At 70.0% G+C, this 20,584-nt stretch carries 11 protein-coding genes; 6 read left to right on the top strand and 5 right to left on the bottom strand.

Annotated features, from left to right (window positions below; genetic code table 11):
- The first annotated feature begins 7 nt into the window (after positions 1-7).
- On the top strand, positions 8-1,876 hold the full coding sequence (locus FHS42_RS13895) for an ABC transporter ATP-binding protein (RefSeq protein WP_184572509.1): 1,869 nt from the start codon (positions 8-10) through the stop codon (positions 1,874-1,876).
- Complete coding sequence (locus FHS42_RS13890; protein WP_184572508.1) at positions 1,873-3,852, top strand: ABC transporter ATP-binding protein; 1,980 nt, start codon at positions 1,873-1,875, stop codon at positions 3,850-3,852. The genes FHS42_RS13895 and FHS42_RS13890 overlap by 4 nt, the downstream gene beginning before the upstream one ends.
- A 341-nt stretch (positions 3,853-4,193) precedes the next feature.
- On the opposite strand, the gene FHS42_RS13885 is transcribed toward FHS42_RS13890, so the two are convergent.
- The 3 genes from FHS42_RS13885 to FHS42_RS13875 form a co-directional block, all read right to left on the bottom strand.
- Positions 4,194-4,709, bottom strand: coding sequence for a GNAT family N-acetyltransferase (locus FHS42_RS13885; protein ID WP_184572507.1), 516 nt, complete (start codon positions 4,707-4,709; stop codon positions 4,194-4,196).
- 68 nt (positions 4,710-4,777) lie between these two features.
- Positions 4,778-5,884, bottom strand: a complete 1,107-nt coding sequence (rsgA, locus tag FHS42_RS13880; protein WP_184572506.1) for a ribosome small subunit-dependent GTPase A — start codon at positions 5,882-5,884, stop codon at positions 4,778-4,780.
- A 1,086-nt stretch (positions 5,885-6,970) separates the two neighbouring features.
- Positions 6,971-7,576 carry an SMI1/KNR4 family protein gene (locus tag FHS42_RS13875; RefSeq protein ID WP_184572505.1) on the bottom strand — a complete coding sequence of 202 codons (606 nt, stop codon included), beginning with the start codon at positions 7,574-7,576 and terminating at the stop codon, positions 6,971-6,973.
- Between the two features lie 415 nt (positions 7,577-7,991).
- Between FHS42_RS13875 and FHS42_RS13870 the strand changes: the two genes are divergently transcribed.
- Positions 7,992-10,898, top strand: a complete 2,907-nt coding sequence (locus FHS42_RS13870) for an AfsR/SARP family transcriptional regulator (RefSeq protein WP_184572504.1) — start codon at positions 7,992-7,994, stop codon at positions 10,896-10,898.
- Positions 10,899-11,142: 244 nt separating this feature from the next.
- The gene (locus FHS42_RS13865) at positions 11,143-11,832 is read left to right on the top strand and encodes a DUF4232 domain-containing protein (RefSeq protein WP_184572503.1); all 690 of its coding nucleotides are present in this window, start codon (positions 11,143-11,145) and stop codon (positions 11,830-11,832) included.
- 179 nt (positions 11,833-12,011) lie between these two features.
- Here the strand turns inward: FHS42_RS13865 and FHS42_RS13860 are convergent, their stop codons facing one another.
- Positions 12,012-12,542: a DinB family protein gene (locus FHS42_RS13860; RefSeq protein ID WP_184572502.1), complete on the bottom strand. Its 531-nt coding sequence runs from the start codon at positions 12,540-12,542 to the stop codon at positions 12,012-12,014.
- A gap of 550 nt (positions 12,543-13,092) precedes the next feature.
- On the opposite strand from FHS42_RS13860, the gene FHS42_RS13855 reads away from it, so the two are divergent.
- Both FHS42_RS13855 and FHS42_RS13850 read left to right on the top strand, forming a co-directional pair.
- Entirely contained in the window at positions 13,093-15,390 is a 2,298-nt protein-coding gene (locus FHS42_RS13855; protein WP_184572501.1) for a M4 family metallopeptidase, read from the top strand.
- A 372-nt stretch (positions 15,391-15,762) separates the two neighbouring features.
- A complete protein-coding gene (locus tag FHS42_RS13850) occupies positions 15,763-17,361 on the top strand; it encodes a M4 family metallopeptidase (protein ID WP_184572675.1) in 1,599 nt (532 codons plus the stop codon).
- A gap of 266 nt (positions 17,362-17,627) precedes the next feature.
- Here FHS42_RS13850 and glgP read toward each other — a convergent pair whose 3' ends face one another.
- Positions 17,628-20,516, bottom strand: coding sequence for an alpha-glucan family phosphorylase (gene glgP / locus FHS42_RS13845; RefSeq protein ID WP_184572500.1), 2,889 nt, complete (start codon positions 20,514-20,516; stop codon positions 17,628-17,630).
- Positions 20,517-20,584: the final 68 nt, after the last annotated feature.

The following is a 20,584-nucleotide window of genomic DNA, read 5'->3' as shown; positions in this document are numbered from 1 at the left end:
ACTCCTGATGGCTGCGACAAGTGAAGCGACGACGAGGGAGCGGGACGCCTCCTGCCTGGAGGACTCCCCGCAGGGCGCCCCCGAGCGCACGGGATCGACCGAGGACCGGTCCACCGTGCGCTCACTGCTGCGGCTGCGGCCCTACGTGCGGCCCGTGCGCAACCGACTGATTCTCGCGGCCCTCGTGGCGATCGTCGCCTCCTGCATGGGCCTGGTGATTCCGCTCGCGCTGAAGTGGATCGTGGACGGCCCGGTCGCGGACCGGGACCCGACCGGCGTCTGGCTCGGTGGGGCGCTGTTGCTCGGGATCGGCGTGGTGGAGGCCGTGCTGTTCGGTATTCGGCGTTGGCTGGTGGCCAGGCCGCTCGCCTCGGTGGAGGCCGCGATGCGGGCCGACCTCTACCGGCATCTGCAACGGCTGCCGGTCGCCTTCCACGATCGCTGGTCCTCGGGCCAGCTTCTGTCGCGGGCCACCACGGATCTGCAACTGGTGCGTATGTTCCTGGCGTTTCCGCTCACCTTTCTGGTGGTCAATGGCGCCACCATTGTGATTGGGTTCGCGATCTTGCTGGTGCAGGACTGGGTGCTCGGCCTGGTGCTGCTGGTGCCCGCGATACCGATGGTGATCTTGTGCTCGTACTTCGAAAAGCGGTACTCGCTGGTCGCGCGCACCGCGCAGGACCAGGTGGGCGATCTGACCACCGTGGTGGAGGAGAGCGTCCTTGGCATTCGTATCGTCAAGGGCTTTGGGCAGCACCGCGGGCAGGCGCAGGCGTTCCGCTCGTTGGCGATGCGGCTGCGGACCACGGAGCTGCGCAAGGGAAGCCTGTTGGCCACCCTGTGGGCACTGATCATGACGCTGCCCGAACTGGCCCTGGGTGCGGCCCTGGTCCTTGGCACGGTGCAGGTCGCGGACGGTGAGCTGTCGGCGGGCACGCTGGTGGCGTTCTTGTCCACCGCGCTGGCGTTGCGCTGGCCGGTGGAGTCGGTCGGTTTCCTGCTGGCGATCAGCAACGAGACCGCGACGGCGACCGACCGTTACTTCGAGGTCATGGACGTGGCGGAGGCCGAACCCGCGACCGCTGCGGCGCCCGCGCCCGTCGTACCGCCGGCGGGCGTGGTGGAAACGTCGGGTGACGGACTGCGGTTCACGGATGTGGAGTTCCGGTACGCGGATGCGCCCGCCGACTCCCCGCCGCTGCTGCGCGGGGTGAACTTGCATGTGCGGCCGGGCGAAACGATGGCTTTGGTGGGCACGACTGGTAGCGGTAAGACGACGCTGACGGCACTGGTGCCCAGGCTGCTTGAGCACACCGGCGGTCAGATCAGCGTGGACGGTTTGGACGTCACCGCGCTTTCTCGCGCGCAGTTGCGGAGCCTGGTCGCGGTGGCGTTCGAGGAACCCACCCTGTTTTCGGCGACCGTTGGTGAGAACGTGCTGATGGGCTCCGCCGAGGCCGGGCCGCGCGAGTTGCAGGGAGCGCTTGAGGTGGCGCAGGCCCGGTTCGTCCATGCGCTGCCGCACGGTGTGGACACTCAGGTCGGTGAACAGGGGTTGAGCCTGTCGGGCGGGCAGCGGCAGCGGCTCGCGCTGGCCCGCGCGGTGGTCGGCGGCCCACGCTTTCTGATTCTGGATGACCCGCTCTCCGCACTGGATGTGCACACCGAGGCGTTGGTGGAGGCGGCGCTGCGGCAGGTGCTCGCCAACACGACCGCCCTGGTCGTCGCGCACCGTCCCTCCACCGTGCAGCTCGCTGACCGGGTCGCTCTGCTGTCCGATGGCCGGATCACCGCCATCGGTACGCACCATGAACTGCTGCGCGCGAATGCCGAGTACGCGTCGCTGATGTCCGGCGAGGGGAGCGACCCGATATGACCACCAGCGCGTCCAGCAAGCCCGTCGCCAGCGGCCACCAGAGCGATGAGGGGCCGGGCGGCGCCCCCGAGCACGGCGGCGGCCCGGTTGGCGCCGGAGGCGCGGGCGATGGCGCGGGCAGCCCTGGTCCGGGCGGTTCCGGCCCGGGCGGCTCTGGTCCGGGCGACCCCTTTGACCGGGACGACCTGCCCACGCCCAAGGGAGCGTCCCGCACTCTGCTGCGCTCGCTGCTCTCACCGATGCGGCGGACCGTCTGGCTGGCCGCCGTTCTCATCCTGCTCCAGCAGGCCACCGTGCAGGCCGGTCCGCTGCTCGTCGCGTACGCCATCGACAGCGCCGTGCCCGCGTTCCGCTCGAACGACCACGGGCCGCTGATCGCGGTGGCCGTGGTGTATCTGGGGAGCGCACTGCTCTCCGGCCTGCTCCAGTACGCGTTCGTGCGTGTGTCGGCCTATGTGAGCCAGGGCGTACTGCTCGATCTGCGCGGCCGGATCTTCCGGCACGGGCAGGCCCTCAGCGTGGACTTCCACGAGCGCTACACCTCGGGGCGGCTGATAGCCCGCGCCACCTCCGACGTCGAGTCGCTGCGCGAACTGCTCACCGAGGGCCTTGAGGAGCTGCTCGGCGTCTGCCTCTCGGTCTTCTACATCTCGCTTCTCCTGCTCTACCTGGACTGGGGACTCGGCGCGGCGGCCGTGGCCTCCTTCGCGCCGCTGGTCTTGCTCATACGCTCGTTCCAGCGGCGCTCCAAGCGGGTGTACAGCGAGCGCTCCACGGCGACGGCCGCCTTCATCGTCAAGTTCACCGAGACGATGAACGGCATCCGACCGGTGCAGGCGTTCCGTCGCGAGCGGACCAACGAGGCCGAGTTCGGCAGGCTCAACCGGGTGCATGAGCGGGTCAACGGCACGGCGATGCTGGAAATGGCCCGCTATGTGGTCGGCTCGCGGTTCATCGCCAACTTCGCGGTGGCGGCGATCGTCATGTGGGGTGCCTACCGGGTCGCCTCCGGCGGTCTGGAGCTCGGCGTGCTCGCCGCGGCGGCGCTGTATCTGCGCCGGTTGTACGACCCGATCGACCGACTCGGGATGTTCCTCAACGCCTACCAGTCGGCCGCCGCTTCGCTGGAGAAGATCGCGGGTCTGCTGGCCCAGCGCCCATCGGTGCCCGAGGCCACGCACCCAAAGCCGCTGCCAGAGCGCTCGGCCGGGCGGCCCGGCCGCGAGGTCGTCTTCGACGGGGTGCGCTTCGCGTACCGTACGGGCGGCGAGGTGCTGCCGCGCTTCGACCTGACGCTGCGCGCCGGGCAGACGGTCGCCGTGGTGGGCGCAACCGGAGCTGGCAAGTCCACGCTGGCCAAGCTGGTGGCCCGGTTCTACGATCCGCCGCCGGTGCCGGACGGCGAGCCGTCCAACGGTCGCGTCCTGCTAGACGGGGTTGACCTGCGCGAACTGTCCACGCCCGAGCTACGGCGCGGGGTGGTCATGGTGACGCAGGAGGCGTTCCTCTTCTCCGGCACGGTGGCCGACAACATCGCCATCGGCCGCCCGGACGCCACTCGGGATGAGATAGAGCGGGCCGCAAAGGCCATCGGTGCCCATGACTTCATCGTGGCGCTGCCCGACGGATACGACACGGACGTACGCAAGCGGGGCGGGCGCATCTCGGCGGGGCAGCGGCAACTGGTCGCCTTCGCCCGGGCGCTGCTCGCCGACCCGGGGGTGCTCATACTCGACGAGGCGACCTCCTCCCTGGACATACCGGGCGAACGGGCCGTGCAGCGCGCGATGGACACGGTGCTGCGCGGGCGCACGGCGGTCGTCATCGCGCACCGGCTGTCCACGGTGGAGATCGCCGATCGGGTGCTGGTGATGGCCGCCGGCCGCATCGTGGAAGACGGCCCACCAGCGCAACTCATCGCGGGCCAAGGTCGCTTCGCCGACCTCCACCAGGCGTGGCGGGACAGCCTGGTGTAGCGAAGCAGCTTGTAGGTTCCGCGATCGCGTGGACATCGCCGCGTGATCATGGGCACCGTTTGGGCACTTCCGCGTGATCGTGGGCAACGGTAGCGGTCAGTTGTCGCCTGTTAACGATCCTTCGGTTGGGGCGGTGCACCCTCCCCATCGAACTGTTCCAGTATGGCCGTGCAGCGCCCGAGACTGCCTGGAGCAGCGCGAGCGTCATCGTGGTGGGGCCTCCACCCGTCACCCACCGCAGACGGGAACCTGACGCGTTCAGGCAGACGACGCGCGGGCCGCCGCGGCCGGCACCGGCCCATCGCCGTCGTGCGATGGGCCGGTGCCGGATTTCGGGTCCGTCAGACGCCGAAGGGTGCCGGGTAGTGGATGGTGCCCCTTGGGGCGGGAGCGGTGGCGTCCAGGGCGAGGATCATCATGGCCTCGTCGGGCACCTCGAAGGTGGGGCGGATGCCGTGGCTTGCGGCCGGGGTGAAGCCGAAGCGCGGGTAGTAGTCGGGGTGTCCCAGGCAGGTGACGAGGTTCTCGCCCTGGGCACGGGCGGCGTCGAGGGCGGCGCGGATCGCGGCGGACCCTGCTCCCGTCCTTTGGTAGGCGGGGAGCACCGCGCACGGGCCCAGCACGAGGGCGGGGCTGTCGTCGATGTGACAGCGGGTCAGCAGCGCGAAGCCCGCGATGGTGCCGTCCGGGGTCTGGGCGACCAGGGACAGGCCGTCAATCCAGGCCGGGTCGGTGCGCAGGACGTCGACCAGGTCGGCTTCCAGCGGGGTCGGGAACGCGGCGAGGTTGACCGCGCGGATCGCGGCGATGTCAGCGGCGGTCTCGGGGCGGGTGGTCCAGGTGAAGGGAGTGTTCATGAGGAGAGGCTGGTCCGTTTCACAGAGGTTCAAGGAGGCGGAGGTCTGAGTGACGCGGTCGTACCCCGTCACTGCTGGCGCTCACGGAAGCGATAGGTCGCGCGCAGATGGCGGGTGATGGACTTCTGCTGGTCGGTGCGGCCGGCCTGCACGCGGGCGTCGCTGCGGGAAGCCGCCCAGTCGCTCTCGCGCAGCAGCTTGCGGTAGCTGTCCAGACGGCGTTCGCTCAGCTGACCGGTGTGGATGGCCCGCTGGACCGCGCAGTCGGGCTCGCTGCCGTGGCCGCAGTCCCGGAAAGCGCACCCCTGAGCGAGCTGCTCGATCTCGGCGAAGACCTGCTCCAGCCCATCAGTGGCGTCCTGCAGGCCGATCCCGCGCAGCCCAGGGGTGTCGATGAGAACGCCCCCGCCAGGCAGCAGGAGGAGTTCGCGGTGAACGGTGGTGTGCCGGCCCTTGCCGTCCTGGGCCCGCACCGCGCCGGTCGCCAGGACTTCGTCGCCGAGCAGCGCGTTGGCCAGCGTGGACTTGCCCGCGCCCGAGGGGCCGAGCAGCACCGTGGTGCCGTACGCCACCGCGGTCAGGACGTCCAGGCCCACACCGGTGGCGGCGCTGGTGACCACCGTTTCGACGCCCGGTGCCAGAGCGGCGACCTCGGCCTGCACGTCGTCGGCGCCGGACGGGTCCGCAAGGTCCTGTTTGGTGAGGGCGACAACTGGCCGGGCGCCGCTGTCCCACGCCAGCGCGAGCAGCCGCTCGATCCGGCCCGGATTGAGCGGCCCCGCGAGCGAGACCACGACGACCGCGGTGTCGATATTGGCAGCGAGTGCCTGCCCACGCGAGGAGCGGTCGGCTCCGGAGCGCACGATGGCGCTACGGCGCGGCAGCAGGGCTACCAACTGTTGATCGGAGCCAGTGCGCAGAGCGGCCCAGTCGCCGGTGCACGGGGAAAGGACGGGGTTCGACGAGGAGGCCGCCGAGGAGCCCGCCCGTACCGGGCCGGACTCGGTGACGACGTCGCACTGACCACGGTCCACACGCACGATTCGGGCCGGCACGAGACCGGCCGCGCGATGCGCGGCGAAAGCGCGGTCGAACGCCTCGTCCCACCCGAACGCGGCCAGCGTTGAACCGGCAGCCGAACTAGGAGTGGAAGAGGTGGAGAAGGAGGATGACAACGTGAGAGACCTTTGGCTGAGGGCCCCGTCAGGACGTCACACGACCACCGCGCGAGCGAGCACGCTCACAGCAGGATGGAGGGAAACGGATTCAGACCGGGACTCGGGACGTGAGGATGGTCCGGGCACTGCCGACAGCAGCGATCTCTACCGCGATCATTAACCTCACCTCCCTCGAATAGTCACCAGCCGAATATTCCTTCGGGAGCGTATCACCTGATTGTCCGCCGAGCCTTCGGCAACGGCTCACCCAGTCACGCCAAGAGTCGTTCCGGGGCCGAGAGCAGTACGCCTCGCAGAACGTCATAGATCGTGGGATATGACATAACTGCTCACCACGCACCCCCGTTGACCTAGCCGCTCCAAGCTGTGCGTAGCTGCGTCACGGCACGTGCGATGCGCAGCCCATGCACCGTCATCCGCCCTTGCGCGCTGCCCCGCGCATGCACGCCGACGCGTCGGCGTAGCGGACCGACGCCGTGGCCCCCGCCCGTTCGTGCGTCGTGCGTCGCACGCTCTACGTCGCGCGTTATGCGTTGTGCGTTCTGCCTCGCGCGTCCTGCGTCGTACAGAACGGTGCACGGCCTGGGCCGTCACATGCGGTCGGCGATGTGGTGCAAGTAGTGGGCCAGCGTGGGGTGTCTGGCCACCGTGAGGGTGTGGTCGTCCCACGAGCCGACGCGGCCAGCGGCGTCCACGAAGTGCCCGGACGTGGATACCGTCTGGCCGTCTCGGGAGGTGACCGGGAGCCACGCAGAGTCCCAGGTGCGTCCCCATGTGTTCGGTGGAGGCCGTCGTTAAGGGGCGCGGTGAACATGTGGTGGATCTGCTGCGCCTCGTCCAGGTTGATGAAGGCATGGCCGTCCATGAAGTCCCACCGCAGGTGCTCGGAGCGCACGCGATAGGCGCCCTCGTGCATGGTCCACAACGTCCGAAGCGCCGCCGGCACCTGTGTTTCTTGGTCCTCTTCGAGCGCGCGGATCGCCGCCTGCGGAGCTGGGGGGCGCAGCGGCGGGTACGCGTCCGGGTTCCGGGCGATCGCTTGCTGGATGCGTTGCCATGCCTGCCGTATCGCCTGCTCATCCGTCATCGCGTGGCCCCCTGGTTTCCGCGGTGGATCGGGCGCCATCCAGCCAGTTCGTCGTGGAGTCGGCGGTCGGGATCGTCCCAGACGAGGAAGCCGTTCCAGGTGCCGGGCACGTCCCCGCCGTGCGGCTGGTCGGCCGCCTCGTACAAGGCGTCCGCCTCCTTTTTCAGGTAGTCGGCCAAGGTGATGCCGGGTGATATCGCCGGCATCTCCGCCTCGGCCCAGTGCCCGACGAAGCCGGTCTTGGCGTCGTGGAACATGCCGGAGTACGGGTCGGTGGGGTCGTTGCACGCGAACGGCACCCATGATCGCTGCCATCCCCCCTCCTCCACATGCGCCAACGAATGGCAAAGGAATGATCCGTCGATGCTCAGTGGCGCGTGGCCGTTGAGGAAGTCGGGGAAGGCGAACACGTAGGCGCCTTCGTTCAGCGCCCACAGCGCTCTCAATTCCTCGTGTACCGGCGTGCCGATGCGCTGCTCGTACCACGCCAGTGCCTGCGGCGGCACCGGCGGGCGCAGGCGGGCGTGGGTGGCCGGGGCGTGGCTGCTGAGCCAAGAGGTAATGCGTCCCCACTGATGTGTGACCCCTGCCCGCGAATTCACGCCGTGCCTCCCTGCCGGTTCTGCCGGTTCCGTCTGTCCCGCCTGTCCCGCCTGCTCTGTTTGCCCTGTCTGCCCTGTCTGCCCTGCCGATTGGTGATGTGTCGTGGTACGACGCTGGGGGTGCTGGTTGCCGCACGCGGCAACGGTCGCCGTGGTGGCTAGGGCAGCGAGTACAACGCTGCGGCGACGCACGCTGGTCGGGTTCACCGGGCCGACGATATCGGGGGTGGTGTGGCGTCTCCCATGGGCCCGCACACCGACGTCTCCCCGGCCCGGCGGCAGAGCCGGGCCGCTGGTGAGGCCGCTAGCGCGACCGCGCAGGGCCGGCGACGGGGCCGGCGAGGAGGCCGCGGACAGCGGACACGGGCCCCCACACCTCCGGTAATCTGACTCTTCTTCCCAGGAGGTTGCGTCAGTGGAGTTCCGGCTGCTCGGAGCGGTTTCCGTGGCCACCGAGGCCGGTGAACTTCCCGTCGGCCCCGCTAAGAGGCGCAGCCTGCTCGCCGCGTTGCTGTTGCGGCCCAATCGGCCCGTATCGGTGGAGCAGCTGATGGCCGCGCTGTGGGAAGACGAACCGCCGCTGCGGGCCCGTACCGTCATTCAGGGCCATGTGTCGCGGCTGCGCGCGCTGCTTGCCAGCGCGGATGCCGAGGCGTTCGGTGTTGAGCTGGCCACCCAGGGCGCGGCGTACGCCCTGCGTATGCCGGAAACCTTGCTGGATGCCCATCGCTTCGAGGAATTGGTGACGCTGGCCCGCAGTCAGCAGGTGCCGGCCGACGCCGTGGCATTGTGCGAGGAGGCACTGTCGCTGTGGCAGGGGCCCGCGCTGGCCGGCGCGTTTGCGAGTCCGCCGCTCCAGGCCGCCGCACACGCGTTGGAGGAGCTTCGGCTGGCCTGCGTGGAGATGTTGGCCGCGGCCTACGCGCGGCTTGGCGAGCATGCCCGGGCCGCGACCGTGCTGCGCGCGGAGGCCGATGTCCATCCGCTGCGCGAATCGCTGTCCGCCGCGCTCATGACGGCGCTTCAACGTTCGGGGCGGCGCTCGGACGCACTCGAATGCTTTCACCGCACTCGACGGCTGCTCGCCGACGAACTGGGGGTCGATCCGGGCCCGGAGCTGGCGGACGCCTACGCGGCGGCGCTGCACGGGGAGGGCGACGACGCGCAAGAAGCCCCGGCGGGGGCTCGGTCGCAGCCACCTGCCGGGACTCGGCCTGGGGCACCTTCCGGGGCTCGACCCGGCGCCCCTACCGCCGCTCGCTACCGTGCCCCGGCCGCCCCGCCCGCGCCGCCCACGCCGGACACGCCGCACGGAGCTCCGGCCGCCTCCCTCACCGGTGCGGCTGGTCCGCTGTCTGCCACGGGCGCGGCGGGGCTGTCGCTCACCGGCACGGTGGATCTGCTGCCGCGCATGCCGCGCGGCTTCCACGGGCGCGCCGCCGAGCTCACCGCACTGTCCCGGGCCGCCACAGGGGCGGCGCCCATCTGTCTGGTCACCGGGCCCGCCGGCGTGGGCAAGACGACGCTGGTGGTGCACTGGGCACACCGCAACCGGGCCGGATTCCCCGGCGGCCTGCTCTACGCCGATCTGCGGGGCTTTAGCGATACGGGAGAGCCGACGCACCTGGAGGTGTTGCGGGAGTTCCTGTTGGCGCTGGGGGTCGCGCCGCGCCAGATACCGGAGTCGGCCAGTGGTGCGTCGGCGTTGTTCCGCTCCCTTGCCGCCGACCGGCAACTGTTGGTCGTACTCGACAATGCGCGGGGCTCCGCGCAGGTCAGAGAGGTGCTGCCGGGCGGTGTCCGCTGCGTCACCGTGGTCACCAGCCGATGTCGGCTGCGTGGCCTGATCGCCTCCGATGCCGCTCGCCCCGTCCCGGTGGACGTGCTCGAACCGCAGGACAGTACGGCGCTCCTTGCCGCGGTGCTCGGCAAGGAGCGGGTGGCGGCGGAGGCGGTGGCCGCCCGGCGGCTGGCCGAGTTGTGCGGCGGGCTCCCCCTCGCGCTGCGGGTGGCCGCCGCCAGATTGGCGGATCAGCCGGACTGGTCCCTGAGCGCGATGAGCGCCGAACTGTCCGACGAGTCGCGCCGTTTGCACCTCCTCGATGTGGAGGACACCGGCGTACGGGCGGCGCTGCGACTCACCGTGCGGCGGCTACCCGAAGACGTCGCGCACCATTTCGCGCACCTCGGCCGGCACCCCGGCACGCATGTCGATCGGTTCGCGGCGGCGGCCCTGGCCGGCACGGACCCGGTCGCGGCCGAGGCGGCCCTGGATCGGCTCACCGCGGCCCACCTGGCGATCCGCACCGCGCGCGATCGCTGGACGCTGCACGATCTCGTACGGCTGTACGCGCGCGGCCTGGACGCCGAGCCCGGCGCCCTCGTGCGGGTGCTCGACCACAGCGTGGCCACTGCCCTGGCCGCGGCCGATGCGGCCGAGCCCGGCGAGGAGCCGTGCTTCGCGCTGCCCGCTGACTTCCATCCGCCCTGTGCGGTCAGGGAGTTCGCAGGCCGTGAACAGGCGATGGCCTGGTATGCGGTCGAACGCGATGACCTTGTTCGGGCTGCGGGTGCGGCGCATGCCGCCGGGCTGTACGGCAGGGCCTGGCGGATCGTGTTGGCGCTGTGGCCGCAGATGGTGTGGCGGGTACGGGACGGGTGGGCTCCCCCGTTGCACATGGCGCTTGAGGCCGCGCGGGCCGATGCCGACGTGCGGGCCGAGTCGCGGGTCTTGGCCCTGCTGGGGTGGGTACTGACCGAAGAGGGCCGCCCCCGTGAGGCGGTGGTGTATCTGGAGGCCGCCCCCGCGCTCGCCCATCGGGTCGGTGACCGGCGCGGGGAGGCGACCGCGCTGGTCAACCTGTCGCTCGCGCTCGCGGCGCTCGGCAGCGTTGAGGAAGCGGTCGAGGGGTGCGTACGGGCGGCCCGGCTGGCTCACGATGCCGGCGACCGGCACACCGAACGGCTGGCCCGCTACCACCTGGCCCGGCACCAACTCGAAGCCAAGCACTGGCAGCAGGCCCTGGATACCGCACTGTCCGCGCTGGCCCTTGAAGGCTCCCCTGCGGACGCCTCGGACGCCTCGCACGCCTCGACGGCTTCTCGGGTGCTGTTGCTGACGGCGGTCGGCGAGGCGTTGGTCGGGGCGGGGGACGAGGATGAGGGCATCCGGTGGCTCGACGACGCGGCGCGCGAGGCAGAGGCGTGCGGCTATGACGACGGCGCGGTCCGAGCGCTGAGCGCACTGCTGCGGGTGTCGGCGGACGCGGGGCTCCAGGCACGGTATGACGCGGCGATGGCACGACTGGTGGCGGAGGCGTGAGCCGACCGGCCCAAGCCACACCGGGCGCGAGCTGACCTGGGCGTAAGCCGACTCAGATGTACGCAGGGCGCGGGCGCCGGCTGGGACGTTAGCGGGCCACAAGGTGGGGGTGCGCTGCGGATTTTAGGGCGTCAGCGAGACAGTAGCGGCACGTAAGCGAAGCGGCAGCGGGCCCGGCCAAAGTAGTGCTCACGGCGGGAAACACCACCGCCCAGCCTCACTACTACACAGGGGGACCCCCACCATGCGTACTTCTCGCTTCCGCATCGCCACCGCCGCCGGCGCCACCACCGCTCTGGCCCTGGGCCTGACCGGCTTCATCGGTGCGGGCAACGCCACCGCCGGCGGTGTGCAGACGCACACGGGCAGCATCGGCGCATCGGCCACTGTCGCGGCGCACGCCGACTCCGCAGGCGCACAGCAGGTGACGGGGACGGTCGGCAAGCAGGCCACGAAGGCATCCAAGACCACCGCCAAGGCCGGCTCCGCGAAGAAGGCCGCCGACCCGCGCCAGTGCAACGGCGACGAGATGTCGTACTCCGTCCTGCACCGCTTCGCGAAGCAGCAGGGCGAGCACCTGCTGATCACCGCGGTGAACGCCGACTCCAAGCCGTGCTGGGTCACCTCGTACCCGTCGGTCATGCTCGGGGACACCGCGAACGTCCTGCCTCACTCGAAGCACGACGCCCCCGGCGGCAAGACCCGGATCACGATCCGGCCCGGCGGCAAGATCTACTCCGCCGTGGCCCTGTTCCGTGACAGCGCCAAGACCCACACCTCGACGTCCCTGTCCGTCGCCATGCGCGACCAGACCGGCGACACCGGCCCGGCCAGCGAACTGGACGCGTTCAACGCCAAGGGCACGCCGTCCAAGTTCACCTGGTCCGCCGCCGACGTTTTGAACTGGAACACCGCCAAGCCGTACAACTTCTGATCCGGCCCTGCGCAAGCACCGAGGGGCGTGCCGAAGGCTCCAGCGCGCGGGCTGGGACAGGCCATCGACACCATGTGAAGAAGCGGCGGGATGCGAACCGAGCAATCGGTTCGCATCCCGCCGTTGCGCTGTGCCGGCTGCGATCCGGTCGGCGCGGGGGAGAAAGACGACTGCCCTTGCTACTCCCCTACCGCACCATCCGCCAATTCGCGTGACACATCGAGGTGCCCGACGTGCCGCGCGTACTCCTGGAAGACGTGGAAGAGAATCCAACCGAGTGTCGGAGCCTGTTCCTGCGTCGAAAACCGGCCACCGAGGCTCGCGCGGCGCTCCGCCGGAATATTGGCGGCGATCTCGCGGGAACGGATGCACTGCTGACGGTGCTCGGCCAGCACGGCGGCCACGGGCTCGTCATCGGCAACGTACCAACGGTCCTCGGGTCCACGGTCGCCCCAGGCCCGCTCCTCGCTCATCGGCTCGCCCTGAAAACCCCAGACCAGCCAGCGGAACTCGACATACGTCAGATGCTTGACCAGTTGAAGGGGCGTCCAGCCGGAAGGCAGCTGGCTGGATCGCAACTCCTGCTCGCTGAGGCCCTCCAGCTTGCGGATGAGGGTGTCGCGGTAGTAATCGAGATAGCCGTCGATGAGGGCGCGCTGATCTGCGAGGGAGTGGGGCGGTTCGTCGAGTGGGGTGGCGGGGTTCGTCATCCCTTGATCGTACGGAGGGCTCACGGAGGGAATACGGGTCCAGGCGGCCTGAGCGCAGCTCGCGAAGAGTCCCGGGCGGGCACCTCGTAACGGCACCTTGGACAGACGCCTCGCGCAGGCATGCCACGGTCCATCACCACAGGCCGGACGGGTTTCGCAGCTCATCCGCTATACGGACTTCATCCTTTCGTCAACGGACGTTTTTTGGACAACTTCCTGACGCGCTCCTGACATATACGTCAGTGCGGTGGCACTCTTCCCCTCGTCCGCCGCACGGCTCCCCCACAGCACCTCGACCGCGCGACGCTCACCCGGTTGTTGTCCCGCACGTCGGGCCACGCGCTGTCCCCGCAGGCACACGTCGTACTCGGGTACCTGTTCCGTACCCGATTCCCCGTACCCGTCGTCTGTGTCGTGTCAGCACATGCGCCCCTCGCGCCCCACTCCCCCACGCCTTGTTACAGCTCCGCTTCGCTCTGCCCGGACGGCCACCCAGCCGCCCGGTCACCTTGGGCCGCCGCCCACGCGGCGGCAGTAGAAGGAGTACCGCGTGAGACGCACCCCCCATCGGCGGACGGCCGCGACTGGCTCGTTCGTCGCGATAGCCGCCCTGCTCGCTGTCGGCATTCAGGCCGCGAACGCCACCGCAGAGACCGACGAGCGCACCAAGGCCGAGAATTCGGCCCCCATGTCAGCCAGCGCCAAGCCCAACCCCGGCGCGCTGCCCGTCAAGCTCTCCCCGGCACAGCGAGCCGGTTTGCTTCATGAGGCTGACGCCACCAAGGTCCAGACCGCCAAGACGCTCCGGCTTGGCGCGAAGGAAAAACTGGTGGTCAAGGACGTGTCCAAGGACGCGGACGGCACCACGCACACCCGTTACGAGCGCACCTACGACGGGCTGCCGGTGCTCGGCGGCGATCTCGTCGTGGACGAGGCGAAGTCCGGGAAGGTCGAGGCGGTCACCAAGGCCGTCAAGGCGCAGGTGCGGGTGGCCTCCACCACCGCCGCCGTGCGCCCAGCCGCCGCCGAGGAAGCGGCCGAGCGGCTCGCGCGGGCCGATGACTCCAAGAAGGCGGAGGCCACCAAGGCGCCCCGCAAGGTGGTCTGGGCCGCAGCAGGCAAGCCGGTCCTGGCGTACGAGACGATCGTTGGCGGGTTCCAAAAGGACGGCACGCCCAACGAACTGCACGTCATCACGGACGCCACCACCGGCAAGAAGCTCTTCGAGTACCAGGGCGTCCACAACGGCACCGGCAACAGCCAGTACAGCGGCCAGGTCCCGCTGGGCACCGCGGGCAGCTCCGGCTCGTACAGCCTCACCGACACGAACCGCGGCAGCCACAAGACGTACAACCTCAACCGCGGCACCTCCGGCCAGGGGACGCTGTTCACCGACGCCGACGACACCTGGGGCGACGGCACCGGCAGCCACACCCAGACCGCGGCCGTTGACGCGCACTACGGTGCGGCCCTGACCTGGGACTATTACAAGAATGTGCACGGCAGGTCGGGCATCAGGGGCGACGGCGTCGGGGCGTACTCACGCGTCCACTACGGCAACAATTACGTCAACGCCTTTTGGACCGACTCCTGCTTCTGCATGACCTACGGCGACGGCTCGGGTAACACCCACCCGCTGACCTCCATCGACGTCGCGGCCCACGAGATGACGCACGGCGTCACAGCCAACACCGCCAAGCTGGTCTACAGCGGCGAGTCCGGCGGCCTCAACGAGGCCACCTCCGACATCTTCGCCGCCGCCGTCGAGTTCGACGCCAGCAACCCCAACGACAAGGGTGACTACTGGGTCGGCGAAGAGATCGACATCAACGGCAACGGCACGCCGCTGCGCTACATGGACAAGCCCTCCAAGGACGGCAAGTCCAAGGACAACTGGTACTCGGGCATCGGTGGCATCGACGTCCACTACTCGTCGGGCGTTGCCAACCACTGGTTCTACTTGGCCTCTGAGGGCAGCGGCGCCAAGGTGATCAACGGCCTCCCGCACGACAGCCCCACCGCCGACAACCAGCCGGTGACCGCCATCGGCCGGGTCAACGCCGAGAAGGTGTGGTTCAAGGCGCTGTCCCAGCGCATGCAGTCCAACACCGACTACAAGGGCGCCCGGGACGCCACGCTGTGGGCGGCTGGTGAGCTGTTCGGCGTGGGCAGCACCGAGTACAACGGCGTCGCCAACGCATGGGCCGGTGTCGCAGTCGGCGCGCGCGTACCCACCGGAGTGACGGTCACCGCGCCCGGCGACCAGAGCACCCAGGTCGGCCAGGCCGCGAGCCTGCAGATCAAGGCGACCAGTGGCAACGCCGGCGCGCTGCGCTACGCGGCCAGCGGACTGCCCGCCGGTCTGGAGATCAACTCGGCCACCGGCCTGATCTCGGGCACGCCCACCACCGCGGGCACCAGCCAGGTGACGGTCACCGTCACGGACGCGGCGAACAAGACGGGCACCGCCTCCTTCAAGTGGGTCGTCACCACGGACGGCGGCGGGGACGTCTTCGAGAACGCCGAGGACGTACAGATCACGGATGGCGGCGCGGCGGTGACCTCGCCGATCGCTGTGACCCGCAGCGGCAACGCGAGCTCGACGCTGAAGGTTGGCGTGGACATCGTGCACACTTACCGCGGTGACCTGGTGATCGACCTGGTTGCTCCGGACGGCACGAGCTACCGGCTGAAGAACTCCAGCGCGTACGACTCCGCGGACAACGTGCAGGAGACGTACACCGTCAACGCCAGCAGCGAGGCGGCCAGCGGCACCTGGAAGCTCAAGGTCCAGGACATCTACTCGACCGACCGTGGCCACATCAACAGTTGGAAGCTGACGTTTTGATCCGTTGGTGACCCACCCGCCCCGCCGCCCTGACCTGGGGTGACGCGGGCCACACAGCAGGCGCCGTCTGGGGAGAGTTGACTCCCCCAGGCGGCGCCTCTTCATGTGTGCGCCGCGCCCGTTCGCATGTGTGCGCTTCGTCCGTTATCCGGAAAGTTTTCCCCCAACAACGAACAAAATATCGATGTCCCCGACGATCAACCGGTGACATGTCCGCGTCTCGTGTGGCAGTCTGCCCACGCATATCGCACCTGCACCTCTTGTGTGACCGGACGGCTCTTCCCCGCCACCCGGTCCAACCCCCCACAGCAAGAAGGAGTCCGCGTGAGCAACACTTCCGGCATACCCCGTTCCACTCGTACGCGCCGCACGATGGCTGCCTCCGGTGCGGTCGCCGCCGCAGCGGCGCTGCTGGCAACGGGGCTTACCACCGGTTCCGCCGGTGCGGCCGATGCCCCCTCGTCGGCCACCGCGGTCAAGCTGAGCGCCTCGCAGCGCGCTGAGCTGCTGCGCGACGCCAACTCCAGCACCGTCAAGACCGCCAGCACGCTGGGCCTTGGAGCCCAGGAGAAGTTGGTCGTCAAGGACGTCGTCAAGGACGCGGACGGCACCACGCACACCCGCTACGAGCGGACCTACGCCGGGCTGCCGGTGCTCGGCGGCGACCTGATCGTGCACGAGGCCAAGAGCGGCAAGGTCAAGAGCGTCACCAAGGCGACCAAGGCCACCATCAAGGTCGCCTCCACCAAGGCGAAGCTCGCCCCGTCAGCCGCAGAGAAGGCCGCGGTCAAGGCCGCCCAGGCCGATGACGCGAAGCTGGCCAAGGCCGAGAAGGCGCCGCGCAAGGTCATCTGGGCCGCGTCCGGCACGCCGGTTCTCGCCTACGAGGCGATCATCGGTGGCGTCCAAAAGGACGGCACGCCCAACGAGCTGCACCGCATCACCGACGCCGCCACCGGTAAGAAGCTGTTTGAGTACCAGGGCATCGAGAACGGCACCGGCGCCAGCCAGTACAGCGGTGAGGTGGAGCTGGGCACCAGCAAGGAAGGCAGCGGCTACGCGCTGACCGACGCCGACCGCGGCGGACACCAGACGCTTGACCTGAAGAACAGCGAGAGCGGCGAGGGCCAGGCGTTCTCCGACGACGACGACAAGTGGGGCACCGGCCAGGCGGACGACCCGCAGACCGCCGCCGTGGACGCGCACTACGGTGCGGCGCTGACCTGGGACTACTACAAGTCCGTGCTCGGTCGCGACGGCATCAAGGGGGACGGCCAGGGCGCCACGTCCCGGGTGCACTACGGCCAGAACTACTCCAACGCGTTCTGGGACGACAGCTGCTTTTGCATGACCTACGGCGACGGTGAGGGCAACACCCACCCGCTGACCTCCATCGACGTCGCGGCCCACGAGATGACGCACGGCGTCACCTCCGCCACCGCCAACCTCACCTACAGCGGCGAGTCCGGCGGCCTCAACGAGGCCACCTCCGACATCTTCGCCACCGCCGTCGAGTTCAACGCCAAGAACAGCGAAGACGTGGGTGACTACCTCATCGGCGAAGAGATCGACATCAACGGTGACGGCACCCCGCTGCGTTACATGGACAAGCCCTCCAAGGACGGCCGGTCGCTCGACAACTGGGATGACAACGCCGGCGACGCGGACGTCCACCACTCGTCGGGCATCGCCAACCACTGGTTCTACCTCGCCTCCGAGGGCAGTGGCAGCAAGGAGATCAACGGCGTCACGTACGACAGCCCGACCGCTGACGGCTCCAAGGTCGAGGGCATCGGCCGGGAGAAGGTCGAGAAGATCTGGTTCAAGGCCCTGACCACGTACATGACCTCCAACACGGATTACGCCGCCGCTCGTGAGGCCACCCTCAAGGCCGCGACGGACCTGTACGGCGCGGACAGCGCCGAGGCCAAGGGCGTGGACGCGGCCTGGGCCGGAGTCAACGTCAAGTAACGTTCCCGCGGCGCCGTGCGCCGACGCCGTGACGGATGGCCGCCGCCACGGATGGCCGTCGTGACAGATGGCCGTCGTGACAGATGGCTGCCGCCACGGATGGCTGCCGTAGTGGCCGGCTGCCGTAACAGATGGCGCCGCCGAACGTAACGGGGCGGGCCTGGGAATTCCCCGGGCCCGCCCCGCGGCACTTCCTCGCCGCACCAGCTCACGCGCGTCAGCTCGTTCGCACGCGCCAGCTCGTTCGCCGCGTCAGCTCGCACGCGTCAGCGCATCAGGACGCCCGCCTCCTCGCCCGTGGACTCCGTGGGGGCGGCCAGCAGGCCGAGTTCGGCCGGGCTCGCGAGCAGGGGGTGGCAGGGAAGCACCCGGACGGTATAGCCGTACGAGCCGGTACGGTCCAAGGTGAGCGGCCCCTCGTACAGCCAGTGCCCCTCCAGGCTCGGCCCGCCGACCGGCTTGAGCGGCATCGTGCGGGCACCGCTGATCCGATCGGCCGCGTCCACCCGCCCGGCGACGGCCTGCACCTCGACATCGCCAGGCTCAAGACCGCCGAGCGTGACCCGCACCCGCAGCGTCAGCGCGGCCCCGAGCTCGACCGTGGCGCTCTCCCCGTCCGCTTCCGCCTCGGCCTCCGCCGAGGTCACGACGTTCGGTGGGCAGGCCGGCCCGCCGGGCGAGGTGGCCCCCGGTGTCAACGGCTGAGAGCACGGCTCCAGTTCAGCCTTCACATGGTCCACGGCCACCCCCGGCCAGGCCGCCCTGACGCGGGCCTTCCAGAGGGCCAACTCGCGTGCGGCGGTGCCACTGGTGGCCCGATGGGCGTGCGCGGCAGGCGCGTACAGCCGCTCCACGTACTCCCGCACCATCCGCCCCGCCAAGACCTTCGGCCCCAGCACGGTCAGTGTGCGGCGCACCATGCCGATCCAGCGGTCGGGCAACCCGCTCGCGCCGCGCTCGTAAAAGTGCGGGGCGACTCGCTCGGACAACAGGTCATAGAGCGCAGTGGCCTCCAACTCGTCCCGCCGCTGCTGGTCGGCGCCGGGCGTGGCCTGCCCGCCGAGCGCGGGCGGGGCGTCCGCGGTGGGGATGGCCCAGCCGAAGTCGGGGTCGTACCACTCGTCCCACCAGCCGTCGCGTACGGACAGATTAAGACAACCGTTGAGTGCGGCCTTCATGCCAGAGGTGCCGCACGCCTCCAGTGGGCGCAGGGGGTTGTTCAGCCAGACGTCGCAGCCGGGGTAGAGCCGCTGGGCCATGGCCATGCCGTAGTCGGGCAAGAACACCAGCCGATGCCGGACCCGCGGGTCATCCGCGAACCGCACCAACTCCTGCACGAGGCGCTTGCCGCCATCGTCGGCCGGGTGCGCCTTGCCCGCCACGACGATCTGCACCGGCCGCTCGGGGTGCAGCAGCAGCTCCAGCAGCCGGTCCCGGTCCTGGAGCATCAGGGTCAGCCGCTTGTACGCGGGGACACGGCGCGCAAAGCCGATGGTGAGCACGTCGGGGTCCAGCACGCCATCGATCCAGCCGAGTTCGGCGCTGCCGGCGCCGCGCTGCCGCCAGGAGGCGGCCAGCCGCTCGCGGACCTCGGTGACCAGGCGTTCGCGCAGCGTCTTGCGCAGCTCCCAAAGGTCCGCGTCGGCGACGCCCGCCACCGCGTCCCAGCGCTGCGTGCCGCCGACGATCAGGGCGTCCTCGGCGCGGCCGGCACCGATCTGCCGGGTGCCGAGCCGCAACACCTCGGGGGCCACCCAGGTCGGGGCGTGCACACCGTTGGTGATGGAGGTGATGGGCACCTCGGCGGCGTCGAAGCCCGGCCACAGGCCGGCGAACATCTCGCGGCTGACCTGCCCGTGCAGTGTGGAGACGCCGTTGGCGCGCTGGGCGAGCCGCAGCCCCATCACGGCCATGTTGAACAGGCCGGGCTCGCCGCCTGGGTAGGTCTCCATGCCGAGCGCGAGGACGCGTTCGACGGGCAGGCCCGGCAGTTCGCCGCCGTCGCCGAGGTGCCGGGCGATCAGCTCGCGGTCGAAGCGGTCGATGCCCGCGGGAACGGGGGTGTGGGTGGTGAAGACGGTGCCGGCGCGCACGGACTCAAGGGCGGCATCGAAGTCGGCGCCCGCCGTGATGTGCTCGCGGATACGCTCCAGGCCGAGGAACCCGGCGTGCCCCTCGTTGGTGTGGAACACCTCGGGCGCGGGGTGCCCGGCGCGGGCGCAGTACGCGCGGACGGCACGGACCCCGCCGATGCCGAGCAGCATCTCCTGGAGCAGCCGATGTTCGCTGCCGCCGCCGTAGAGGCGGTCGGTGATGTCCCGCTCGCGTGGCGCGTTCTCCGCCACATCGGAGTCGAGCAGCAGCAGCGGCACCCGGCCCACGCTCGCCTGCCAGATGTGCGCGTACAGCGAGCGCCCGCCCGGCAGGGCGAGAACGACGCGCACGGGGTGGCCTTCGGGTTCACGAAGCAAGGTCAGTGGTAGTTCGTTCGGGTCGAGGACGGGATAGTGCTCCTGCTGCCAGCCTTCGCGGGAGAGCGACTGACGGAAGTAGCCGTGCCGATACAGGAGTCCGACGCCGATCAGCGGCACGCCGAGGTCGCTCGCGGACTTGAGGTGGTCGCCGGCGAGGATGCCCAGGCCACCGGAGTACTGGGGCAGGGCGGCGGTGATGCCGAACTCGGGCGAGAAGTACGCGATGGCCTGCGGCAGCGCACCGTCCACCGCGGCGGCTGCCGCTGGGCCGGGCGTGACTGGGCCGGGCAGCGCTGGGCCGGACAGGGCTGGGTCATGCTGGGCTGGGACGGGCGAGGCTGGGACGGGCGGGGTTGCGGCGGTGCCGGTGGGGTGCTGCCGTTGCTGTTCCTGGTACCAGCGGGGCCCGGTCAGGTAGTCGCGGAGCTCGTCTGCGGCGGAGGTGAGGCGACGCAGGAATCTTCGGTCATTGGCGAGCTCGGCCAGCCGATCCGCTGAGACCGAACCGAGGAGCCGCACCGGGTCGCAGCCCGCTGCCCGCCAGCCTTCCGGGTCCACGGCCTGGAACAGCTCACGGGTCTCTGGATGCCAGGACCAGCGCAGATTCCGCGCCAGTTCACTAAGCGGTCGTAGGGCTTCCGGGAGGACAGGGCGCACGCTGAATCGACGAATGGCCTTCACGCTGCGACGGTAGCGGCGGCCACTCGCCCGTTTCACCCTCATCCACGGAATTTCGGCGTTTCCATCCT

The organism is Streptomyces zagrosensis (assembly GCF_014203645.1).
In the GTDB taxonomy this organism is placed as follows: domain Bacteria; phylum Actinomycetota; class Actinomycetes; order Streptomycetales; family Streptomycetaceae; genus Streptomyces; species Streptomyces zagrosensis.
Note: the sequence above shows the minus strand (reverse complement) of the source record. Positions and strands in the feature narration are given on the sequence as shown.

Coding starts and splice junctions, on each gene's coding strand:
- FHS42_RS13890 (WP_184572508.1), top strand. CDS start 1,873: ATGACCACCAGCGCGTCCAGCAAGCCCGTCGCCAGCGGCCACCAGAGC.
- FHS42_RS13850 (WP_184572675.1), top strand. CDS start 15,763: ATGGCTGCCTCCGGTGCGGTCGCCGCCGCAGCGGCGCTGCTGGCAACG.
- FHS42_RS13860 (WP_184572502.1), bottom strand. CDS start 12,542: ATGACGAACCCCGCCACCCCACTCGACGAACCGCCCCACTCCCTCGCA.
- FHS42_RS13895 (WP_184572509.1), top strand. CDS start 8: ATGGCTGCGACAAGTGAAGCGACGACGAGGGAGCGGGACGCCTCCTGC.
- FHS42_RS13865 (WP_184572503.1), top strand. CDS start 11,143: ATGCGTACTTCTCGCTTCCGCATCGCCACCGCCGCCGGCGCCACCACC.
- FHS42_RS13885 (WP_184572507.1), bottom strand. CDS start 4,709: ATGAACACTCCCTTCACCTGGACCACCCGCCCCGAGACCGCCGCTGAC.